Source organism: Akkermansia massiliensis, assembly GCF_018847375.1.
Classification (GTDB): domain Bacteria; phylum Verrucomicrobiota; class Verrucomicrobiia; order Verrucomicrobiales; family Akkermansiaceae; genus Akkermansia; species Akkermansia massiliensis.
Map to the genome: position 1 here is coordinate 1,239,692 of NZ_CP072036.1, position 20,281 is coordinate 1,259,972.

Below are 20,281 nucleotides of genomic sequence, written 5' to 3' on the forward strand. Positions count from 1 at the left end.
CTGCCGCGGAAGGCGCGGGAAGACGGACCCCTGCATGGGACCGCTGCCCGCGCCTGATGCGTTAAAAAAGAGGAGCACGTTTCCGTGCTCCCCGTCTTTCGGGAAAAAGGCTGAAAGAGGTTTTCCTGCGGAGGGAGGGCCTGAAAAGCCTCGTTCTCCGCATGGGCTGGAACCCCGTATGCCGCTGCGCCCGTGCCCCGGGTTATTCCCTGCCGCGCGCGTTCAGGAAGATGAACACGTAATACAGCAGCATGGCCAGGGAGGAAAGCGCGCCCACCACATAGGTCATGGCCGCCCAGAACAGGGCGCTCTTGGCCTTTCCGTGGTCGAAGTAATTCATCAGGTGGGAACGGTCCAGCCATTTCAGAGCTCTGGCGGAAGCGTCAAACTCCACCGGAAGCGTGATGAAGGCGAAGATGGTGGTCATGGCAAACAGGCCGATGCCCAGCCCCAGCACCCACGGGGAACCGCCCATGGCCAGCAGGATAATGCCGATGATCAGCACGATGCTCACCAGATTGGAGGAGAACTGGACGATGGGAACCAGCGCGGACCGCAGGCCCAGCCAGTGATAGGCCTGGGCGTGCTGTACGGCATGCCCCACTTCATGGGCCGCCACCGCCGCGGCGGCAATGCTGTTGGAATTGTAAACGGACTCGCTCAGGTTGACGGTCTTGTCCGCCGGATTGTAATGGTCCGTCAGGTGGCCGGGGGTGGAAATCACCTTCACGTCCGTGATGTGGTTGTCCTTCAGCATCTGTTCCGCCACTTCCCGCCCGGTCACCGGAATGGGAATCTGGGAATATTCGCTGAAACGGCTCTTCATGCGCGCGCTGACCAGCCAGCTCAGAAGCATGGAGCCCAGCAGAATCATCCAGTAAATGGTATAGGAATGCTGCGGGGCGGTTTCCGCCGCCTGGGCCGTGTAGGAAAGGAAGTCGGTATTGAATAATTCAATCATTGCAAGTTTGACCTTATATCATAAGGCTTTGTTGAATCCAGAGGGCGCCGTGTCAGCCGCCGGGGGAGGTTCCCCCGGCTTCTGTCATACGGAAACATGCGGAAGAACGGTGCATTCAATCGTCCGCCTTCTGGGAAAGAAGTTTGCCGTCCGGGGCATAGTAAAGCTCCAGTTTGCGGACGGCGGTGGTTTCTGACCGGCAGTCCACCCGGTACTTCAGGGCTCCCCTGGCGGTGATCTGCTTGGCGCGGCGGGGAGCGTACCCCGGGAAATCGCGGGCGATGGCCGCCGTAACGGGGGCGGGCAGATCCTGAAGGCGCATGTCCGCCTTAATCAGGCAGACGGTGCCGTCCGGATAAAGCTTGACGTCGTATTCCAGGCCGTTGAGGTGGAATTCCGCCTCGTAAACGTCTTCGTCGTTGTCGAAATCCCATTCGATGGCGCCGGCGTTCGGATACTGCTTCTGCACCTGTTCCTTCACGGGGGCGGGAACTCGGGAGGCCGGAATATCCGCCAAAGCCGGAAGGGTGAATGCGGCAGCGAGAGTGGTCGTAAGTATACGTGAAATATTCATAAATACGTGATAATTGTATTTATTCAAAAAACAAGAATCTTTTGTGGATGTCTTGTGACAATTCTGCCATCAATGGAATGAATCCGGGCATGGCGGGGTTTATTGTCGCCAAAAAGCGGGTGATGGAGTTGAATGACAGCATGCAACAGGGTATTGTTTATTTGCTTGGAGCGGGTCCGGGGGATCCCGGCCTGATGACCGTCCGCGGGCGGGAACTGGTGGAAGCGGCGGAAGTGCTGGTATATGATGCGCTGAGCTCGGCGGAACTGTTGAACTGGGCTCCTGCCGCCTGTGAAAGGATTTTTGTGGGCAAGCGGGCTTCCCGCCACGCCCTGCCGCAGGAGGAAATCAATGCCCTGCTGGTCAAGCTGGGACGCGCCGGGAAAAAAGTGGTGCGCCTGAAAGGCGGCGATCCCTACGTCTTCGGGCGCGGGGGGGAGGAAGCGGACGCCCTGCATGAAGCGGGCGTGCCGTTTGAAGTCATTCCGGGCATTACCTCCGCCATTGCGGGGCCGGCCTATGCGGGCATTCCGGTGACGCACCGCAAGTACTGCACGCAATTTACCGTATTCACGGGCCATGAAGACGTGAACAAGAAGGAATCTTCCCTGGACCTGAAAGGAATCGCCGGAGCGCAGGGCACGAAAATCATGCTGATGGGCATGCAGAAGCTGGCGGACGTCTGCGAAGCCCTGACCGGATACGGGCAGGAGCCGTCCACGCCGGCCGCCGCCATCCAGTGGGCCACCACGGGCATTCAGCGCACGGTCACGGGCACTGTCCGGACGCTGCCCGCCAAGGTTCAAAAGGCCGGGCTGGGCGCCCCTGCGGTGGTCGTGATCGGGGATGTGGTGAAGGAACGCGACAGCCTGGACTGGTTTGAAAAACTGCCCCTGTTCGGCAAGCGCATCGTGGTGACGCGCACCCGCGCCCAGGCCGGGGAATTGAGCGTGCGCCTGCGCCGTCTGGGTGCGGAAGTGCTGGAAATGCCCACTATCCGCATGGCACCCCCCTCCAACAAGCGGGAATTTGCGGAAGGCGTGGTGCACGCCCATACCTATGACTGGCTGGTGTTCTCCAGCCCCAACGGGGTGGAACGCTTCTTCCAGGCGTTTTTTGCCGTGTACCAGGACATCCGGAGCATCGGAGGCGCCAGGATTGCGGCCATCGGGCCCGGAACGGAGGCGAAGCTCCGGGAATATGGGCTGGCCGTGGATATCATGCCTAAAAAATTCGTGGCGGAAGGACTCGTCAAGGCCTTCAAGGACGCCCGCGAGGAAATCGGAACCATTGAGCACAGCACGTTCCTGTGGGTGCGCGGGGAGGAAGCGCGGCGCGTGATTTACGACGGCCTGACCGCTCTGGGAGCTATTGTGGACGAATGCATCGCCTACAGGACGGAAGCGGAAACGGAGGACGTGGCGGGAGCCCAGGCGGCTTTCCGGGAGCGGGGGGCGGATATCGTGACGTTCACCAGCTCCTCCACGGCGGAAAACTTTTTCAAGCTGGGGCTTCCATGGCCGGACGGCTGCAAGGCCGCCAGCATCGGGCCCGTGACCACGGCAACCCTCAAGGAGCTGGGGCGCGCACCCTCGATTACCGCGAAAACGCACGACATCAACGGCCTGGTGGAGGCCATCGTCAAGGCCGCCGGCAAATAGGAAAAACGGTGCGCCCCGCGGGAGATGCCGGGGCGGAACGGATGGAAAAGCGTTATCCGGGGAAATGCCGTTTAAAAGCCATTGACGGCTTCCCAGCCGATGACCTTTCCATTTTCAAACAGGACATTATAGGAAACGGGCGGACGGCTGCCCAGGGGCATCGTGACGCCTATCCCGGTGCCTACCCCGGAATCCCTGCTGCGGAATCCGCCTCCGCCCAGGCCCACGGACCAGCCCGTGCCGCTCCGCGTGTAAATCCACCGTTCCGTATTCTTCCCGTTCATCCGGCCTGCCATCTTCTGTTCAGGTTCCCCCCATGCCAGCAGGACCGCCATGGGGGACATGCCCTTTTCCAGCTCTCCGCGCGCCACTTTGGCCTGCTGCTCCTTCGGAAGCTGTTCATAGGCCTGCATATTCTTCGCGATGCGGTCGGACGGCGTGGGGGAACAGGCCCCCAGCAGCGCGAGGCAGGCGGGAAGCAGGACGAAAGGAAGGCTCGTTTTCATCATCCCACAAATAGCATGGCGTAAGATGGCTGGCAAGGTGCCAGCGCGGCTTTTCCGGAAAATGGAGGCGGGAAAATCCGTTATTCTGACATAAAAGCTCGCTTTTCCCGTAAATACATAATTGGTTATTGACAAGCATGGGGGGTAGGGGAGTAGGAATTCACCTCCAAATGCAACGCGCCGCAGATGCGGGAAAGGTTGCCGCCACTGTTTACCACTTCTATTTTTCCGAGCCGCCGATATGTCCAAAACGTTAATTATAGCAGAAAAGCCGAGCGTCGCCACTGATCTGGCGAGAGTCCTCGGCAAGGAGCTTGGGAAATTCACCCGGGACAAATCCGGCGCGTTTTACCAGAATGACCGGGCCATCATCACGTCCGCCGTGGGCCACCTGCTGGAACAGAAGAAGCCCATGACGGAGGGCGGCAAGTCCCTGCCATGGAAGTTCGACTATCTGCCCGTCATCCCCAGGACGTTTGAACTGGAACCCATCAAGCAGTCGGAAGACCGCCTGAAAAAGGTTCTCCAGCTCGCCAAAAGCAAGGACGTGACGGAAATCGTCAACGCATGCGATGCCGGGCGCGAAGGAGAGCTCATTTTCCACAACCTGGTGCGTTACGGAAAATGGACCAAGCCTGCGCGCCGCCTGTGGATGCAGTCCATGACGGATGAAGCCATCCTGAATGCGTGGCACAGCATGCGGAGCGAGACCGACATGCAGCCCCTGACGAACGCCGCCGTGTGCCGTTCCGAATCAGACTGGCTGGTGGGCCTGAACAGCACCCGCGCCCTTACCATCCTGCAATCCCGCGGAGGCTTCAACGTCACCCCCGCCGGACGCGTGCAGACTCCCACGCTGGCTATTCTGACGCAGAGGGAACTGGAAATCCAGGCGTTTGAACCGGTGCCCTATTCGGAAGTGTGGGCGGAATTCGGCGTGCAGTCCGGCTCCTACTCCGGCCGCTGGATTGACCGGGACTGGAAAAAGGACGACAACCCGCAGTCCCGCGCGGAACGCATCTGGGACCCGGAACAGGCGACCGTCATCCGCGACCGCTGCCGCGGCAAATCCGGCACGGTGACGGAGGAAAAGAAACCCGTCACAACCATCGCCCCGCTGTTGTATGACCTGACCTCCCTCCAGAGGGAAGCCGCCAACCGCTACGGCTTTTCCGCCAAGCGCACGCTGCAGCTGGCCCAGGAGTGCTATGAAAAGCACAAGGTGCTCACCTATCCCCGTACGGACTCCCGCTACCTGCCGGAGGACTATCTGGGCAAGGTTTACGGCATCGTGGGCACGGTGGCGGAACAGGACCCGGAATTCGCCACTTTTGCGAAGGACATCCTGGACAACAAGCGCATCAAGCCCAACCGGCGCGTGTTTGACACGAAAAAGGTAAGCGACCACTTCGCCATCATCCCGACCGGCAAGATGGAAAAGCTCACCGGAGACGCGCAGAAACTCTTTGAAATGGTCATGGCCCGCTTCCTGGCCGTCTTTTTCCCCCCCGCCGTGTTTGAGGACACGCGCAGAACCACGCTCATTGCCCACCAGGGCGGCGTGACGGACGCCTTCCTCACCACGGGGCGCGTGCTGGTGGAACCGGGCTGGCAGGCCGTCTACGGACGCAAGGCGGGCAGTTCCTCCAAGGAAGAGCTGGTGCCCGTCCATGACGGGGAACAGGCTGCCGTGCGTGAAATTGAAATCCGCAACGCCATGACCAAGCCGCCCGCACGGTATAATGAAGCCACGCTGCTGGCCGCCATGGAAGGCGCCGGAAAGCTGGTGCATGACGAAGAACTGGCCGCCGCCATGAGCGAACGCGGCCTGGGCACCCCCGCCACCCGCGCCTCCATCATTGAAGGCCTGATTTCCCAGGAATACATTGTCCGTGACGGCCGCGAGCTTCTGGCGACGCGCCGCGGGATTGAACTGATCGCCCTGCTGGAACGCATCGGGCTGAAAACGCTTACCTCCCCCAGCCTCACCGGGGAATGGGAATACAAGCTCAAGCAGATGGAGCAGGCCGCCCTGCCGAGGGACTCCTTCATGGAAGGCATCAAGACTCTGACCGGGGAAATCGTGAAGAGGGTGAAAGACTTCCGGGAAGCCCAGCAGCAGGTGGAACTGCCGGAAATGGAACTGGACTGCCCGTCCTGCCATGCCCACGGCCTGAAAAACACGCTGGACGCCGTTTCCTGCCGTTCCTGCAAGTTCAGCATCCGCAAGGTCATCTCCGGCCGCGACATGACGGATGAAGAGCTGAAAACCCTCATTGTGGACGGCAAGACGGGAATCCTCCACGGATTCACCTCCCGGTTCGGCAAACCCTTTGAAGCGGGGCTGGAGCTCAACGACAAGTTCCGCGCCACGCTCTACTTCCCGGCACGGGAGGAGGACGAAGCCGCCGGGACGGAGGAAGCCGTGAAAGTGGCCTCCGTCACCATCCCGGACATGGGGGAACACGATGTGATGGAAACGGCCAAGGCCTGGAAAGTCCCTTCCCTGGCCATTGGAAAGGAAAATGCCGCCGTCTCCGTTTCCCGCACCATCCTGGGCCGTGAAATCCCGCTGGACCAGGTGTTGAAGATTCTGGCGAAAGGAAAGTCCGACCTGATGAAGGGCTTCATCTCCCAGCGCACCAAGCGCCCGTTTGACGCTTATCTGGTCTTCAATGCGAAGACGGGCAAGATCGGCTTTGAATTCCCGCCCCGGGAAAAGAAATATCCGGCTAAAAAAGCTGCGGCCAAGTCGGAAGACAAGGAAAAAGCTTCGGCTTCCAAAACGGCCAGGACGCCCAAAACTGCCGGGAAAGGCGCGGGAAGAAGCGCTAAAACGGCAGAGGCGGCTCCTAAAAAAGGGAAGAAGCAATAACTGCGGTCCGAGGATTTTCTCCGGATGCGCGGTCAGGGAGGCATGAGGCCCCTGGTTGGCGGGAATGATGAGGGGCGGGAGACCCTCACTCCCGGGTAAGCCAAATTCAGTTTCCCCTGCTTCTTCCAATTCCCCCCCGGTTTGTCACGGTCTCCCGCCCGGGAAAAAGGGCCTTCCGGCCCTTATCGGCCCTGCATGGCCTCCGGATGACATGTGATGAGGCCGTTTTCTCCTTTCTTGTTCCGGGTTCCCGATGCAGCGGCGGTCAATTAAAAGCTTTTATCCGGCCGGCCCTGTTGTTAGGGTTGCAGTTGCAACCCTGTGTCCCTGACGATGAAACTCCTTCTGCTTGCTGTGCTGGTATGGTGCGGCGCGGTTTGTGCGCCGGCTGATGAATATGCCTTTCCGGGCGAACGGGAATGGATATCCAAGCTCGGAGACGTGGTAAAAGGCAGTTTTCAATCCTGCACGGGTTCCAGATTGGCGCTTAAAACGGGGCGGAAACGTGTGGAAATTCCGCTGAACCGCCTGGATGAGGAAGACGCGGCGCTGGCGGCTTCCCTGACGGGCACGGCGGCGCGCCGGGACCTGAAGCTGGCCGCGATGCTCTGGCCGTTCCTGATGAAGGAGCTGGAAAAAACAACGTGGACGCCGGTGGAAAAAGACATCACTCCCCGGTATAATGAAGCGGCCCGGAAAAACCCCACCAGAACCTTGACGGGAACCAGGAAGGTGGACGGGCTGGTCTGTACCACCTCCCTTTCCGCCATCAAGGGCCCTCCGTTCCGAATTCAGGAATACTGCCGCCCGCAGGCGCGCCCGGAAAGCGGGAGGGGGCAGAAAAACTTTGACATGGTTCTGGACCAGGGAAGCCTTTACGCCTATTACGATACCGGAAAAGGACTGCTCATTCCCTCCAAGTACATGCCTGAGGAACGGACGGAAATGCGCGCTCCCGTTTCCTCCCTGCTTCCTCCGGGCGAACGACTCGCCGCAAGGGAGACAAAATCCTACAGCAATGCGGACTACTCCCTGTCCATGGAAAGCCGCCCCGTCAAGGGAGCCTATGAAACGTGCAAGCCCAATTCCCTGGGAAAAAAGAAGCTGGTGATGTACTGGAATACGGAGGGCAAAATGGTCTGCGGCATCATGAAGCTGGACTACGACAACATGCGCGTTGCCGCCCTGTTTGACGACCAGCGGAAGCTGATGAACGCTCCGGGGCTGGGGTATGCCGTGATTCTTTCCCGTCTGGATAAAAAAGGCCGGGACTCCAGGGAGGACGGCCGTTACTGCCATGTGGCGCTGGCTGCGGACGGGCTGCCCGTGTACCACCATGAAGGCCCGGAGGACGAGGCCGCCATGAACCCGCTGCTTTACGGGAAACTCCGTGATTCCGAAAAGAAAGCGGCGCTGGCGGAGGAAAGAAAACGCGAACAGGCATTCCGTGCCAGGCAGGAAGCTCGTCAACGCCTGGTGGAATCCGCCAGGAAGCGGAGAGAATAGTCCGTCCTTGAATCTTTTCTGGAAAGATTACTCCTCGGAAAGATGGTCCGGGTGAATGGAGTAGTGCCCGGGGGCGTCCAGCGTGTCAATAAGGGCCATGTCTTCTCCGTCCAGGGAGAAGCCGAAAATGTCCAGGTTGGCTTTGATTCTGTCCGCATGCACGGATTTGGGGAGGGGCACGATGCCGCGCTGGAGTTCCCAGCGGAGGCATATCTGGGCTACGGATTTTTTATGCTTGTCCGCGATGCGGCGCAGGACGGGTTCCTCCAGGACGCCTCCGCGGGCCAGGGGGCCCCATGATTCCACCAGAATGCCGTGTTCCCGGCAGAAGGCGACCGCTTCCGTCTGGTGGTACCTGGGATTGATTTCCAGCTGGTTCACCATGGGGATGGTATCGGCTTGTTCCATCAGGGCTTCCAAATGGCGGGGAAGGAAGTTGCTGACGCCGATGGCCCTTGCCTGGCCCTCCTTGTAAAGGCGCTCCATAGCTTTCCAGGTTTCCCTGTTCAGCTCTTTGTAGTCCTTCTCATATCCGGCGGGGATGGGCCAGTGGATCAGGTACAGGTCCAGATAATCCGTTTCGAGGCGGTTCAGGGAGGCGTCAAAAGCGCTCAGGGTGCTTTCATAACCCTGGTCCGTGTTCCAGACTTTGCTGGTGATGAAGATTTCCTCCCGCGGAATGGAGCTTTCCCTGACGGCGCGTCCCACCGTTTTTTCATTGCCGTATACGCTGGCTGTGTCAATGAGGCGGTAGCCTGCTTCCAGCGCGTCAAGAATGCTCCGGGTTCCCGACGTGTCGTCCGGGGCCAGGTAGGTTCCGTAACCGATGCCGGGAATGGGGAGGCCGTTGCTCAGCCGCTGCGTATCTCCGGGGGAAGTGATGATTTTCATACTCTTCATGAAGCACCCTCCGCCGGAAACGGTAAAGAGAACGCCTTGTCATGAGTGCGGCATGCGCGGCAGAAAGGGGGAGGGATTATTTCCCGGCCTGGAGGCAGCGGTAGTAATAGTCCACGCGGGAGATGAACCAGCTCCATTTATAGCCGGGGCGGCCGTTGGTCATCAGCGGGGCGGGGCAGTTCTTGCCGGACCAGTAGTTGTGGGGCACCACGTTGCGCAGGGGGACGTTGTAGCGCATCATCAGCAGGGCCGCCAGCTTGGCTGTCTTGTTGTAGATGACGACGGGATTGTGCGTGGTGCATTCGCACATTTCAATGGCTACGGAGTATTGGTCGCCCGGGCCGGAGTGGTCCGCATGGTGGCCCGTTTCCGTCGTGGGAATGTGCTGGTACGCGCCGAACTGGTCCACCGTGAAGTGCCAGTTCAGGCTGCGGGATTTGCCACTGTTCAGGTAGCGGGAATGGGCGTTGGCGTCTCCCTTGGGGTTGGCGGTGCTGTGGATGGTGATGAAGCGGGGGCGCATGGAGGCCGCATGCCTGCGGGCATACGTGCTTTTGGGCATGTAGGAGACGCGGATGCCCACCTCACGGCCCATCTGGTTGGACGTGCGGGGGGACTACCGGGGCTTTTTGAATTTTGAAGGAGACGGCCGGCGGTCTCATTTTATCGTTCTGCGAGCAGCTGCAGAACGCCAGGGCGGCGAATACGGCAAGAAAGCCCGTCCAGACAGATCTATATTCCATGTGTTTGTTCTAGAAACAGCCCGGAAGGATTGCAAGCAGAATTTGGAATTAGTTCAAGTGAACTAATCAAGCCGTGTCATGGAGCTGCGGGTGCTCCCGGAGAGGAAGGCGCCAGACGGGCCGCGCCTTCGGGGGGAAGGGCGGCCCGCCTGGAAAGGATGCGGCGCCGGAAAAGCCCGGCCAAGCCGCGTTATTTGAGGATTTGAGTGAGGACGTATTGCAGGATGCCGCCCGCCAGGTAGTATTCCTTTTCAATGGGCGTATCAATGCGGACGATGACGGGCACGTCAAACGCCTCCGCGTTTGCGGGCTGCACGCGCAGCGTGACCTGCTGGCGCGGGGCGATGCCGTTGTCCAGCCCCAGGATGGAGAAGGTGGCGTCCTTCAACGGGGCGATGCGGTCGTAGTCCGCCTTGTCGGCGAAGTTGAGGGGCAGCACGCCCATGCCGATGAGGTTGGAACGGTGGATGCGTTCAAAGCTCTTGGTGATGACGGCCTTGACGCCCAGCAGGTTCGTGCCCTTGGCCGCCCAGTCGCGGGAGGAGCCCATGCCGTAGTCTTCTCCGCCGATGACGATGAGCGGAACACCGTCCTGCGCGTAGGCCATGGCTGCATCATAGATGAAGGCGGGGGCTCCGGCGGCAGAGGTTATTTTCTTGTCCGGGGCGGGAATGGAGCGGTTGCCGAAGTACAGCGTATAGCCGCCTTCCGTGCCGTCCACCATCAGGTTTTTGATGCGGACGTTGGCGAAGGTGCCGCGGGCCATCACGCGGTCGTTGCCGCGGCGGGAGCCGAAGGAGTTGAAGTCTTTTCTGTCCACCCCCATGCCTTGCAGGTACAGCCCGGCGGGGCCCGTTTCCCGGATGGCTCCGGCGGGGGAGATATGGTCCGTAGTCACGGAGTCGCCAAAGATGCCCAGGGGGCGGGCGTCCCGGATGTCCGCCAGCGTGCGGGGCTGGCCGTTGAAGCCGCAGAAGAAGGGCGGGTCCTGGATGTAGGTGGAGTTTTCATTCCACTGGAAGACGGAGCCCTCCGGCGCATACACGGCGGCCCAGCGCGGATTTTTGTCCGGCGTGATGGTGTATAGTTCCCGGTACGCTTCCGGATTGCGGGATTTGGCGACGGCTTCCGCGATTTCCCCGGAGCTGGGCCAGAGGTCTTTCAGGAAGACGGGCTTCCCGCTGCGGTCCGTGCCCAGCGGTTCCGTCTGGAAGTCGATGTCCACGCGTCCGGCCAGCGCGAAGGCGACGACCAGCGGAGGGGACATCAGGAAGTTGGTTTTGATGGAAGGATGAATGCGCGCTTCAAAGTTGCGGTTGCCGGAGAGGACGGAGGCGGCCACGATGTCATTGTTCCTGACCGCCTGTTCCAGTTCCGGATTCAGCGGTCCGGAGTTGCCGATGCAGGTGGTGCAGCCGTAGCCGACGGTTTCAAAGCCCAGGGCGTCCAGGGATTCCTGGAGCTGGTTGGCCGCAAAGTAGTCTGAAGCGATGCGGGAGCCCGGCGCAATGGACGTTTTTACGTGCGGCGGCACTTGCAGGCCCAGCGCGACCGCTTTTTTGGCGAGCAGCCCGGCGGCGAGCATCAGGCCCGGATTGGAGGTGTTGGTGCAGGAGGTGATGGCGGCAATGAGGATGCTGCCGTCTTTCAATTCCGCCTCCTGGCTGAAGCCTTCCACCGGAACGGGAACGCCAGCCGGAGAGTGCATGGTGACCTTCACCGCCGGGGATTCCTTTTTGCCGTAACCGCCTTCCGCCGCGGGCATGCCGGCGAGCTTGCGGAAGCTGTCCTTGATGGAGGCCAGGCGGATGTGGTCCTGCGGGCGCCTGGGTCCGGAAACGGCGGGTTCCACGGTGGACAGGTCCAGTTCCAGCTGAACCGTGTAGTCCAGTTCTCCATTGCGGGGCATTCCCCACAGGTCCTGGGCCTTGAAGTAGTTTTCGTACGTGGCGATGGCTTCCTCGCTCCTGCCTGTCTGGCGCAGGTAGTCGGAGCAGCGTTCGTCCATGGGGAAGAAGCCCATGGTGGCGCCGTATTCCGGGGCCATGTTCGCTACGGTGGCGCGGTCCGCCAGCGGGAGGGCCGCCGCTCCTTCCCCGAAGAATTCCACAAATTTGCCTACCACGCCGTGGCTGCGCAGCATCTGGGTGACATGGAGCGCCAGGTCCGTGGCGGTCACTCCTTCACGGAGTTCCCCCGTCATGTGGACGCCCACTACTTCCGGCACCAGGAAGGTGACCGGCTGGCCGAGCATGCCGGCTTCCGCCTCAATGCCGCCCACGCCCCAGCCCACGACGCCGATGCCGTTGATCATCGTGGTGTGGGAGTCCGTCCCTACCAGGGTGTCCGGGAAATAAACGCCGTCCTTTTCCATGACGCCCTGCGCCAGGTATTCCAGATTCACCTGGTGGACAATGCCCACGGAAGGGGGCACTACGGAAAAGGTCTGGAAAGCCTGCTGGCCCCATTTGAGGAATTCGTAGCGTTCCGCATTGCGCTGGAACTCGATGTCGAGGTTCTTTTCCAGGGCGTCCGTGCGGCCTGCCCAGTCCACCTGGACGGAGTGGTCCACCACCAGGTCCACGGGAACCAGCGGTTCAATGACGGAAGCGTCTTTTCCCAGTCCGGCCACGGCGGAGCGCATGGCGGCCAGGTCCACCAGCAGCGGAACGCCCGTCAGGTCCTGGAGGACGATGCGGGCCACCGTAAACGGGATTTCATAGGAACCGGGATTTTTGGCGTTCCAGGAGGCCAGGTTGTCCACATCCTTTTCCGTTACCTTCAGGCCGTCGCAATTGCGGAGCAGGGATTCCAGAACGATCCGGATGGAAACGGGAAGACGGTTCAGGCGGGGATAGCCGTTTTCCGACAGGGCTGGCAGTGAATAAAACTGTCCCGGGGTTCCGGTTCCCGTGGTGAACGTGCTCTTGGCAATCTTGGTCATGATGCGGAATAGAGGGTTAACTGTAAACAGGCGGCTGCCCTCCTGGCAGTCGCGGGTACTATACAGGCCAAATATGATAAGGCAAGGACTCTGTGTGACGGGGGGAGGATTTTTCCCCCTCTCCCGCAAGCGTGGAAATTCCTTTTTGCACGCGTGCTGCCGGTTTTTTCCGGCGTTTTTGCCTGTAAGACGCGCAGGAACTGACAACAGAACCAGGAAAAACTTGTAGAAGCACGGCATTTTGTTTAGATGGCAAGGATTTGCGTCTGGCATCCTGCTATGCGCACCCCAATAAAAATCAAACTGGATTAAAGAATATGTCTGAGTTAGAAAGACCAAACAATACGCTTGCCATTTGTGCCCTCGTCTTTGCCGTTTTATGCAGCCTCGTAGGCCTCATTCTGGGCATCATAGGCCTCAACAAATACCCCGACAAGAGCAACGGCAAGACGATGAGCCTTATTGCCGTGATTCTCAGCATCGTCCTGATGCTGGTCGGCGGCTGGACTGCCTGGCGCAACTGATAAAAGGCTTCACCAGGCTCGTGAATCCAAGGCTTGCGGAGAACCGAAGATCCGCAGGCCTTTTTCATGGAATGAAACTGTTTTTCCTGTATCTGGCGCTGCTGGCTGCGGCATGCGCGGTGCTCCTGCTGGTGGATGACCCTTCCCGGTCCGGCTGGCTGCCGGAGTGCCTTTTCTATAAAACCACGGGTTATCTTTGCTACGGCTGCGGTTCCACCAGGGCCCTGCATGCCCTGCTTCATGGCCATTGGCTTGATTCCCTGCGGTACAACGTGCTGCTGGTTCCCACGCTCATCTGGCTGGGAACGCTGTTTTTCATCAGGGACAAGACCGTATTCCTGAGGGTGCTGACCGCCGGCGTGGCCGTACTTGCCCTGTTTACCGTGGCGCGCAATATTCCGCTGTCGTGACGGCCGCTTTTTTCCGGTTTCCGCCTTTTGCGTGCATGCCGGAATTTTGATAGAGTGCGTCATGAAACATTGAAAATAAGTTCGCGGCATTGTCCAATCCTCTGAAAGGGTTAAAGATGATGAACGCAAAAAAAACCTTATCAATTATTGCAGGAGCGGCAGCGGGAGCGCTGGCGCTGGCAGCCTGTTCAGGGCCGCAGGAAGAGAATTTGCGCATGGTGCCCCTGACCGTGCCTACGACCATGCCCATGACTTCTTACGGGCCGAATACGAGAGTGGTGGTGGCCGGGGTGGATTATACGGAGGTGCATGACGAGTGGATGAACCAGGACATTATGAAAAAAGCCACTCCCGGCAATACGCGGGTGGTGATCAGCCGCGGAAGCCAGAGGGGCCAGCTGATGGTGGGGGATGAAGTAGCCATGGATTTTCCCGTCTGTCTGGGGACCGCTTCCCACCGCACGCCCGTGGGCCATTTCCGCATTACGGAAAAGGCGGTGCACCACGTCTCCAACTTATATGATGCCTCCATGCCCTATTTCATGCGGCTGACGGACAGCGGCATCGGCATGCACGTGGGACCCGTTTTCCAGACGCCCCAGTCACATGGATGCATCCGCATGACCCGCTCCTCCTGTGTGCCGCTTTTCAAGACCGTTAAAGTAGGTACTCCCGTCACGATCGTGCAGTGACGCGGAGGAGAAGGCGGATACCGTTGGCGGAGAAGAGCTCCTTGCCTCCCTCTTGTGGCAGGTGAGGGGAATCCGGCACTGGCAGAAAATGGTTTTTATTTTTATGATATGTTCATGGTCAAAGAATCGGGACGATTTCAATAGATGGATGAAAGCGTTGAAAATAAAAAACTCATTTTTTTAACACAAAACGCGCCTGGCCGTCGCTATTTCAATGAACGGCATGAAGATAAACGGCATTTGCTGCAAGTCGTATTGCCCCAACAACCCAAATCCTCCATGGCCTGCTGCCGATTGCCCACTCTCCATTCATCGGCAGCGGCATGGATGGAGGGTGTCTTTTTTCAAACGCAGGCGTACCGGAATTGATTGACTGCCTGCGGCCCGGGAAGGAGCCCTCATGAATCTTCTTCCGGAGTACTACTTTATCCCTTTCCGGAATCTCTTATGCATGGGACGCCGCATCCAGCATCTTTGTTTCCTGTCTCCCGTCTTACGGCATAAGTGCGCATGGAATCTTGCATGGAGCCGAGAGCCGGTTCTTTATCCGGCCACACTTCGTCCTCCTGATTTTTAACGGATTGATGGATTGGTGAGGTTCGCCTTCCGTTTTTTCCGTGAGCTACTTTTCCGCGGATTTTCTGTCCGCTGCCTCCCGGCGAAGCTGGGGCAGGTATTTTCCATACCCCTGCGCTTCCATATCCTGTTCAGGAATGAATTTCAGGGAAGCGCTGTTGATGCAGTAGCGCAGGCCGCCGCGGTCCTTCGGGCCGTCCGTGAAGACATGCCCCAGATGGGCGTCCCCCGTTTTGCTGCGGACTTCCGTACGGCGCATGCCGTGGGAAAGATCCTGTTTTTCCTGAATCAGTTCTTCCTTGATGGGCCGGGAGAAGCTGGGCCAGCCGCAGCCGGAATCAAACTTGTCCGTGGAAAGAAACAGGGGTTCCCCCGTCGTAACGTCCACATAAATGCCGGGCTTGTCGTTATTGAAATATTCGTTGCGGAAGGGAGGTTCCGTCGCATTGTTCCGCGTAACTGCAAATTGCTCGGGCGTCAGGCTGCGGCGCAGCTCGTCATCCGGTTTTTTCCGGTAGACGGGAGCGGCTTCCCTGGCCTGGGCCGCCTCCTGGAACTTGCCGGGCGGAATATGGCAGTAGCCGCCGGGGTTGTTGTCCAGATAGCGCTGGTGGTATTTTTCCGCCCGTGAAAATTGACGCAGCGGTTGAACTTCAATCGCCACGGGCTGTTTGAAGTGCTGCTGGAGCCGTTTCAGGGAGGCTTCTATAATCGGCTTGTCCTTCTCATCCGTATAATAAATGCCCGTGCGGTATTGAACTCCCCTGTCGTTTCCCTGCTTGTTGACGGAAACGGGATCAATGATGGAATAGTATTGTTCCAGCAGGAACGGGAGGCTGAGTTCTTCCGGATCAAATACCACTTTTACCGTTTCCGCGTGGCCCGTGCGTCCGCTGCAGACTTCCTCATACGTGGGGGAGGCAGTGGAACCGTTGGCATACCCCACTTCCGTTTCCTTGACTCCGTGAATCAGGGAGAAGTACTTTTCCACTCCCCAGAAACAGCCTCCTGCCAGATAAATCGTTTTTAAATCCTTGTTGTCCATATGATGTCTGTTTTTGTTGCCTGCCTGTCCGTTTTCTCCGCAGGAGAACAGGGAAAGCATGGCTACTGCGGCCAGAATGGCGCATGCCAGTCCGGCCAGGGTCCATGGTCCGTGGTAAATACGTTTCATAAACGCTGTATGGGGTCGTCTTCCGGTGCGGATGCAGTTGCTCCCTTGGCTGAAGAACCTGCCGTTCCACAGCTTTTCCGGGAAGATGAAGGATTAGACAACGCCGAGCCTGTTCCGTTCGATGCCTGTGTCAACGTCCCCCCGATTCCTCCGGCTCTTCCGGTTGCATCATGTTTTTCAGCCACTGGTAAACCGCCCGGTCGGCAGCGTCCGGTTTTCTGCTCGTCTGCATGCTGAACCCGTACCTGGTGTGGAAATTGAAAATCGCCAGGGAAGGGCTCAGGCCGATGGAGAGCCCGTCCATCCGTATTTCCACTTCCTGCGGGTCATGGGTGGTGAAGTCAAGGCGCCCGGCATTGCTGACGGACCCCGCATAATGTTCCAGGAAGGGCTGGATGCCGGCCAGGAAGGAGGAGTCCAGGGCCATGGGATGATTTTCCGGGGAAGAAGCTTTCCTGATAAGAATTGCGGGAGGCGCTGTGGCGGAATGAGCGGCTCTCAGCGTATTCAGCGGAACGTTCCACAAAAAGGAGAACAGTCCCGTGCCCAGGAGAAAGAGGGGAACGGCCAGGACGGCAATCCATTTGCCCGGCTTGTTTCCTGATTGATGACGGGACCGTCTTCCGTTCATGAAGGATAACATGGCATAATGTTCCGTGGGGGTCCATGAAAGAATTGGACCGTGGAGCAGAGGAAAAATCCCGTCCTTGCATCAGGGGATTTTGCGCCATCACAGGGATAACATGAAAAACGCACGCTGGAAATCATGTATAGTATCATCAGGGCCCAGTACTATTTATGAAAAGAGAGCTGATTTTATCTCCGTTTTTTTTATTTTTCATTTTTTTAATGTTTGCCGCGAATTTGTCCCTTGCGGAAAAATATCCTTCACTGGACGTTCCGGAGGACATCCCTCTTCAAGTAAGGGAGGCTTCTTCCCCTCAGTCCCCCTACTCAGGAGGCCATTCCGTAAAGCAGGCTGTGGACGGTTCTCTGGAATCCGCCAACTGGCATGTTCCCGGAGCGCGGCATGTGGAGGGGGAATTTGTATTTGAAGTGCCGGACACCATTCATTACATCACCTTTTCCGGAGCCAATTTCAATGAAGTTTCCGTGTCCGCCATGTCCGGCTCGTCGTGGAAGAACCTTGGAAAGTTTGATATAGGCGGCTCCAAAATGATCAGGTTTAAAAACCCTCTTCAGAAAGTTCAAAAAATCAAGGTGGAGGTTGATTACCCTGAAGGAGCTTCCCCGGCGTTTACCGTACGGGAGATCAGTTTTTACAAAAAGGCGGAATCCACGCTCAACCGGCAATTGCTGAAAGTGTTCAGAGACACGAGCTGTTCCTCCATCAATCCCAGGTGCACCCTGGCAGACCTCAAGGCGCTGCCGGAGTTTTTGCAGCTCATTGCGCGGAAAGTGAAATCCGGCGCCTATGAAGACAAGGAATTCCGCATTGCGTCCTACAAGGCTTACAGCCATCCGGAGTTTGCCGCCAAGGTGAGAAATATCAACGCCCTGAACAAATTTGACAATCCCACCGGAATTGCTGCGGAGAAAGGAGATGAAATCCTTGTATTCGTGGGTCCCACTCATGGAGAGGATATTGCGCTGGCTTCCGTTTCCCCGGCGGGAATCGAATCTTCCACCTATCCCCTGAATGAAGGAGTAAACAAAATCAAAATCAACCGTTCGGGATTGCTTTATGTGATGTACCACACCGATATCAGCACGCCCAAGAAGCCTGTGAAGGTGCACATCCCCGTGGGCAGCGGGACGGTGAACGGATATTTTGACGTGACGAGGCACACGGACAAGGACTGGAAGCGGATGATCGGCAAGGCCCCCCACAGCATGTTCGACATCGTGGGGCGGTATTCCATGATGATCCTTCACACGGAATATCTGAAGGCTTACAGCCCGGATTCCATCACGAAATCCGTCAGGGTGTGGGATGAGAGCGTCAGGGCCATGTGGAAAATCATGGGCTTTGACAAATATCCCCAGCCGCATAACAACCGGCAGCTTGGAGTTTCCGTAGAAGGCGGAGCCCATATGTTCGCCACCTGGTATTACTGCGGCTACAGCGTCGGGGATCAGGGAAATACGCTGAAAAATGAAGTGCTCGCCCCCGGCGTTCTTCAGGGGAACCGCCTCTGGGGATTCGGGCATGAAGTCGGCCACTGCTACCAGCATCCGTTCAACTGGCGCAGCATGTCTGAAAGCTCCAATAACTTCTTCGCCCAGTTGATCCTGGACCAGGTGACCAACCCCATTAACGGCAATGAACTGGCCTCCGACATGGAAAACCCGTGCAAGTACCTGCTGTCAGAGGCGGTAAAGGGGCTGCCGTTCCATGATCTGAACGGCTGGGCCAAGTGGGGTTTTGCCCAATATTCCTTCTACCTGTATTTCCATAAGCTGGGCATCAACCCGGAATTTTACCCTGCGCTGTTTGAATCATTGCGCCGCAAGCCGCTTTCCAGGCAGGCGTATGAGGTTTCCGAGGCCCATCTGGCCCTGTATGAACGCATCTGCAATGTCAGCAGGACGGACTTTACTGATGACTTTGAAATTTTCAATTGGTTCGTCCCGATTGACCACAAAGGGAACCAGTATGGGGAATACAGCTTCAAGATGACGGAGGAAATGGCCCGCGCCTCCAAGGCCCGGATCGCCGCCAGGCGGTATCCCAAGCCGAAATTCCGCATCGCCTTCCTGCACCAGCATGGGAAAACGGTCGATTTGTGGGGACAGAACCTGCATGGTTCCCAGCTCAACGGGTATTGGACCAAATACAAGCAGAACGCGAAGCTCAGCCCGTCCGTGAGCGCCTCCAAAAAGGACAGCATGATTATCGTGCGGAATGGGGAGAATGCGGCCGCTTTCTGCGTAGTGACCAACGGAAAGGTGGTGGGTTATTATGACCGCCAGAAGTTTGACGTTTCCGGCGTGGAATGGAATGATACCTCCAAGGTGTACGCCATTCCGATTCAGACTGCGGAACCCTATAAGCTGATTTATTCCGCCACGCGCTCCTGACTTGGTTCCGAAAATTAGGAAAGACCCCTCCCGGGAAATTATTCCGGGAGGGGCCGGGTGTTGGGGCGTCCTGTTATTCGGGCGCCTTGAAGTTGTACACGGGCCTGATGCGTTCCACGATTTCCGCCGTTTCATGGATGTTGCCCAGCACGCTTTCTCCATCCTTGTAGGCCATCGGCGCTTCATCCAGCGTAGCGCGGGAGACGCAGGTGGAGAAAATGCCCTGCATGGAAGCTTCGAATTCCTCCAGGGAAAGGTTGGCTTTGGCCTTTTTGCGGGACATGCTGCGGCCTGCGCCGTGCGGGGAGGAGGAATTGAATTCCTCGTTCCCCCTGCCAATGCAGATGACGGAGCCGTCCCGCATGTTCAGGGGAACGATGAGCTTTTCTCCAAGTCCGGCCCGGACGGCCCCCTTGCGGATGACGTTGTCTTCCGCAATGTAGTTGTGCACGGTGTCGAAGATTTCCAGGTCCGCGGCATCGTCCAGCAGCTCATGCAGCATCACGCGGCGGTTCAGGGCGGCGAAGCGCTGGGCCACCTTCATGTCCCGCATGTAGTTCAGCGTATCTTCTCCCTGCAGGTAGCAAAGGCCTTTCTTGCGTTCCTTGAGATAGGCGTCCGGGCAAGTGGCCACGGCGATCTTCTGGTAGCGCTCCGCAATCTTCAAGCCGAAGTTGCGGGAACCGGAGTGGATGCACAGAAAGGCGTCTTCCGTTCCCTGCGCTATTTCAATGAAGTGGTTGCCGCCGCCCAGGGACCCCACGGAACGGCGGTGCCTGTCTTTCTCCGTTCTCAGCACATCCACGCAGATGCGGGAGATTTCATCATCCAGTTCCGGATCATCCAGCAGGGCCTGGTGGACGGCGGAACGGGTGTTCCAGCCGAACGGGACGCGTTCGCGCAGGCGTTCGTCAAACCGGGAGAAATCCGGCATTCCGGGCAGTCTGGCCGTGAGCACTCCGCAGCCGATGTCCACGCCGATCAGGTTGGGAATCACCTTGTCCGTTTTCAGTTCAGCGGTGAAGCCGATGACGCAGCCGGCTCCGGCATGCACGTCCGGCATGATGCGCACCCGGCTTCCTTCAAAGGCGGGGTGGTTGCAGACGTCCCTGATCTGGGTGCGGGCCAGGTCTTCCAGTTCATCCGTGAACACGCGGGCTTCCGTGTATTTTCCGTCGATGGTGATCATGGTT

At 58.4% G+C, this 20,281-nt stretch carries 17 protein-coding genes; 7 read left to right on the plus strand and 10 right to left on the minus strand.

Features of this window, described 5'->3' with window-relative positions; all coding sequences use genetic code 11:
* Nucleotides 1-202: 202 nt before the first annotated feature.
* Together J5W70_RS05170 and J5W70_RS05175 are read right to left on the minus strand one after the other, a co-directional pair.
* A complete protein-coding gene (locus J5W70_RS05170) occupies nt 203-874 on the minus strand; it encodes a zinc metallopeptidase (protein WP_102722270.1) in 672 nt (223 codons plus the stop codon).
* A gap of 202 nt (nt 875-1,076) precedes the next feature.
* The gene (locus J5W70_RS05175) at nt 1,077-1,535 is read right to left on the minus strand and encodes a PepSY-like domain-containing protein (protein WP_022396808.1); all 459 of its coding nucleotides are present in this window, start codon (nt 1,533-1,535) and stop codon (nt 1,077-1,079) included.
* A 77-nt stretch (nt 1,536-1,612) separates the two neighbouring features.
* On the opposite strand from J5W70_RS05175, the gene cobA reads away from it, so the two are divergent.
* Entirely contained in the window at nt 1,613-3,196 is a 1,584-nt protein-coding gene (gene cobA, locus J5W70_RS05180) for a uroporphyrinogen-III C-methyltransferase (RefSeq protein WP_257228334.1), read from the plus strand.
* 71 nt (nt 3,197-3,267) lie between these two features.
* Here cobA and J5W70_RS05185 read toward each other — a convergent pair whose 3' ends face one another.
* Nucleotides 3,268-3,705, minus strand: a complete 438-nt coding sequence (locus J5W70_RS05185; RefSeq protein WP_102722226.1) for a hypothetical protein — start codon at nt 3,703-3,705, stop codon at nt 3,268-3,270.
* Nucleotides 3,706-3,943: 238 nt separating this feature from the next.
* On the opposite strand from J5W70_RS05185, the gene topB reads away from it, so the two are divergent.
* Nucleotides 3,944-6,577, plus strand: coding sequence for a DNA topoisomerase III (gene topB / locus J5W70_RS05190; protein WP_022396805.1), 2,634 nt, complete (start codon nt 3,944-3,946; stop codon nt 6,575-6,577).
* Nucleotides 6,578-6,910: 333 nt separating this feature from the next.
* A complete protein-coding gene (locus J5W70_RS05195) occupies nt 6,911-8,083 on the plus strand; it encodes a hypothetical protein (RefSeq protein WP_022396804.1) in 1,173 nt (390 codons plus the stop codon).
* A 27-nt stretch (nt 8,084-8,110) separates the two neighbouring features.
* Here J5W70_RS05195 and J5W70_RS05200 read toward each other — a convergent pair whose 3' ends face one another.
* The 3 genes from J5W70_RS05200 to acnA all read right to left on the minus strand — a co-directional run bounded on the left by J5W70_RS05200 (nt 8,111) and on the right by acnA (nt 12,670).
* A complete protein-coding gene (locus tag J5W70_RS05200; protein WP_022396803.1) occupies nt 8,111-8,983 on the minus strand; it encodes an aldo/keto reductase in 873 nt (290 codons plus the stop codon).
* A gap of 76 nt (nt 8,984-9,059) precedes the next feature.
* Complete coding sequence (locus tag J5W70_RS05205; RefSeq protein ID WP_257228530.1) at nt 9,060-9,578, minus strand: peptidoglycan recognition protein family protein; 519 nt, start codon at nt 9,576-9,578, stop codon at nt 9,060-9,062.
* A gap of 338 nt (nt 9,579-9,916) precedes the next feature.
* A complete protein-coding gene (gene acnA, locus J5W70_RS05210) occupies nt 9,917-12,670 on the minus strand; it encodes an aconitate hydratase AcnA (RefSeq protein WP_215832961.1) in 2,754 nt (917 codons plus the stop codon).
* Nucleotides 12,671-12,987: 317 nt separating this feature from the next.
* Here acnA and J5W70_RS05215 point away from each other — a divergent pair, with 317 nt between their 5' ends.
* Together J5W70_RS05215 and J5W70_RS05220 are read left to right on the plus strand one after the other, a co-directional pair.
* Nucleotides 12,988-13,194 carry a hypothetical protein gene (locus J5W70_RS05215; RefSeq protein WP_022396800.1) on the plus strand — a complete coding sequence of 69 codons (207 nt, stop codon included), beginning with the start codon at nt 12,988-12,990 and terminating at the stop codon, nt 13,192-13,194.
* 71 nt (nt 13,195-13,265) lie between these two features.
* Nucleotides 13,266-13,604, plus strand: a complete 339-nt coding sequence (locus tag J5W70_RS05220) for a DUF2752 domain-containing protein (RefSeq protein ID WP_022396799.1) — start codon at nt 13,266-13,268, stop codon at nt 13,602-13,604.
* Here J5W70_RS05220 and J5W70_RS05225 read toward each other — a convergent pair.
* Nucleotides 13,573-13,854, minus strand: coding sequence for a hypothetical protein (locus tag J5W70_RS05225; RefSeq protein ID WP_215837112.1), 282 nt, complete (start codon nt 13,852-13,854; stop codon nt 13,573-13,575). The genes J5W70_RS05220 and J5W70_RS05225 overlap by 32 nt on opposite strands.
* On the opposite strand from J5W70_RS05225, the gene J5W70_RS05230 reads away from it, so the two are divergent.
* Entirely contained in the window at nt 13,847-14,296 is a 450-nt protein-coding gene (locus J5W70_RS05230) for a L,D-transpeptidase (RefSeq protein WP_215837113.1), read from the plus strand. The genes J5W70_RS05225 and J5W70_RS05230 overlap by 8 nt on opposite strands.
* A 622-nt stretch (nt 14,297-14,918) precedes the next feature.
* Here the strand turns inward: J5W70_RS05230 and msrB are convergent.
* Both msrB and J5W70_RS05240 read right to left on the minus strand, forming a co-directional pair.
* Entirely contained in the window at nt 14,919-16,046 is a 1,128-nt protein-coding gene (gene msrB, locus J5W70_RS05235) for a peptide-methionine (R)-S-oxide reductase MsrB (protein ID WP_022396797.1), read from the minus strand.
* Nucleotides 16,047-16,176: 130 nt separating this feature from the next.
* Nucleotides 16,177-16,677 (minus strand): hypothetical protein, encoded by a 501-nt coding sequence (locus J5W70_RS05240; protein ID WP_215832962.1) that lies wholly within the window; start codon nt 16,675-16,677, stop codon nt 16,177-16,179.
* Between the two features lie 218 nt (nt 16,678-16,895).
* On the opposite strand from J5W70_RS05240, the gene J5W70_RS05245 reads away from it, so the two are divergent.
* Nucleotides 16,896-19,088, plus strand: a complete 2,193-nt coding sequence (locus tag J5W70_RS05245; protein ID WP_022396795.1) for a M60 family metallopeptidase — start codon at nt 16,896-16,898, stop codon at nt 19,086-19,088.
* Nucleotides 19,089-19,161: 73 nt separating this feature from the next.
* On the opposite strand, the gene J5W70_RS05250 is transcribed toward J5W70_RS05245, so the two are convergent.
* On the minus strand, nt 19,162-20,277 hold the full coding sequence (locus tag J5W70_RS05250; protein WP_215832963.1) for an RtcB family protein: 1,116 nt from the start codon (nt 20,275-20,277) through the stop codon (nt 19,162-19,164).
* Between the last annotated feature and the right edge of the window lie 4 nt (nt 20,278-20,281).

Bases quoted from the DNA above. Each gene is read 5' to 3' on its own strand.
- J5W70_RS05170 (WP_102722270.1), bottom strand. From the start codon at position 874: ATGATTCTGCTGGGCTCCATGCTTCTGAGCTGGCTGGTCAGCGCGCGC.
- J5W70_RS05175 (WP_022396808.1), bottom strand. From the start codon at position 1,535: ATGAATATTTCACGTATACTTACGACCACTCTCGCTGCCGCATTCACC.
- cobA (WP_257228334.1), top strand. From the start codon at position 1,613: ATGAATCCGGGCATGGCGGGGTTTATTGTCGCCAAAAAGCGGGTGATG.
- J5W70_RS05185 (WP_102722226.1), bottom strand. From the start codon at position 3,705: ATGATGAAAACGAGCCTTCCTTTCGTCCTGCTTCCCGCCTGCCTCGCG.
- topB (WP_022396805.1), top strand. From the start codon at position 3,944: ATGTCCAAAACGTTAATTATAGCAGAAAAGCCGAGCGTCGCCACTGAT.
- J5W70_RS05195 (WP_022396804.1), top strand. From the start codon at position 6,911: ATGAAACTCCTTCTGCTTGCTGTGCTGGTATGGTGCGGCGCGGTTTGT.
- J5W70_RS05200 (WP_022396803.1), bottom strand. From the start codon at position 8,983: ATGAAGAGTATGAAAATCATCACTTCCCCCGGAGATACGCAGCGGCTG.
- J5W70_RS05205 (WP_257228530.1), bottom strand. From the start codon at position 9,578: ATGGGCCGTGAGGTGGGCATCCGCGTCTCCTACATGCCCAAAAGCACG.
- acnA (WP_215832961.1), bottom strand. From the start codon at position 12,670: ATGACCAAGATTGCCAAGAGCACGTTCACCACGGGAACCGGAACCCCG.
- J5W70_RS05215 (WP_022396800.1), top strand. From the start codon at position 12,988: ATGTCTGAGTTAGAAAGACCAAACAATACGCTTGCCATTTGTGCCCTC.
- J5W70_RS05220 (WP_022396799.1), top strand. From the start codon at position 13,266: ATGAAACTGTTTTTCCTGTATCTGGCGCTGCTGGCTGCGGCATGCGCG.
- J5W70_RS05230 (WP_215837113.1), top strand. From the start codon at position 13,847: ATGCCCATGACTTCTTACGGGCCGAATACGAGAGTGGTGGTGGCCGGG.
- J5W70_RS05225 (WP_215837112.1), bottom strand. From the start codon at position 13,854: ATGGGCATGGTCGTAGGCACGGTCAGGGGCACCATGCGCAAATTCTCT.
- msrB (WP_022396797.1), bottom strand. From the start codon at position 16,046: ATGAAACGTATTTACCACGGACCATGGACCCTGGCCGGACTGGCATGC.
- J5W70_RS05240 (WP_215832962.1), bottom strand. From the start codon at position 16,677: ATGAACGGAAGACGGTCCCGTCATCAATCAGGAAACAAGCCGGGCAAA.
- J5W70_RS05245 (WP_022396795.1), top strand. From the start codon at position 16,896: ATGTTTGCCGCGAATTTGTCCCTTGCGGAAAAATATCCTTCACTGGAC.
- J5W70_RS05250 (WP_215832963.1), bottom strand. From the start codon at position 20,277: ATGATCACCATCGACGGAAAATACACGGAAGCCCGCGTGTTCACGGAT.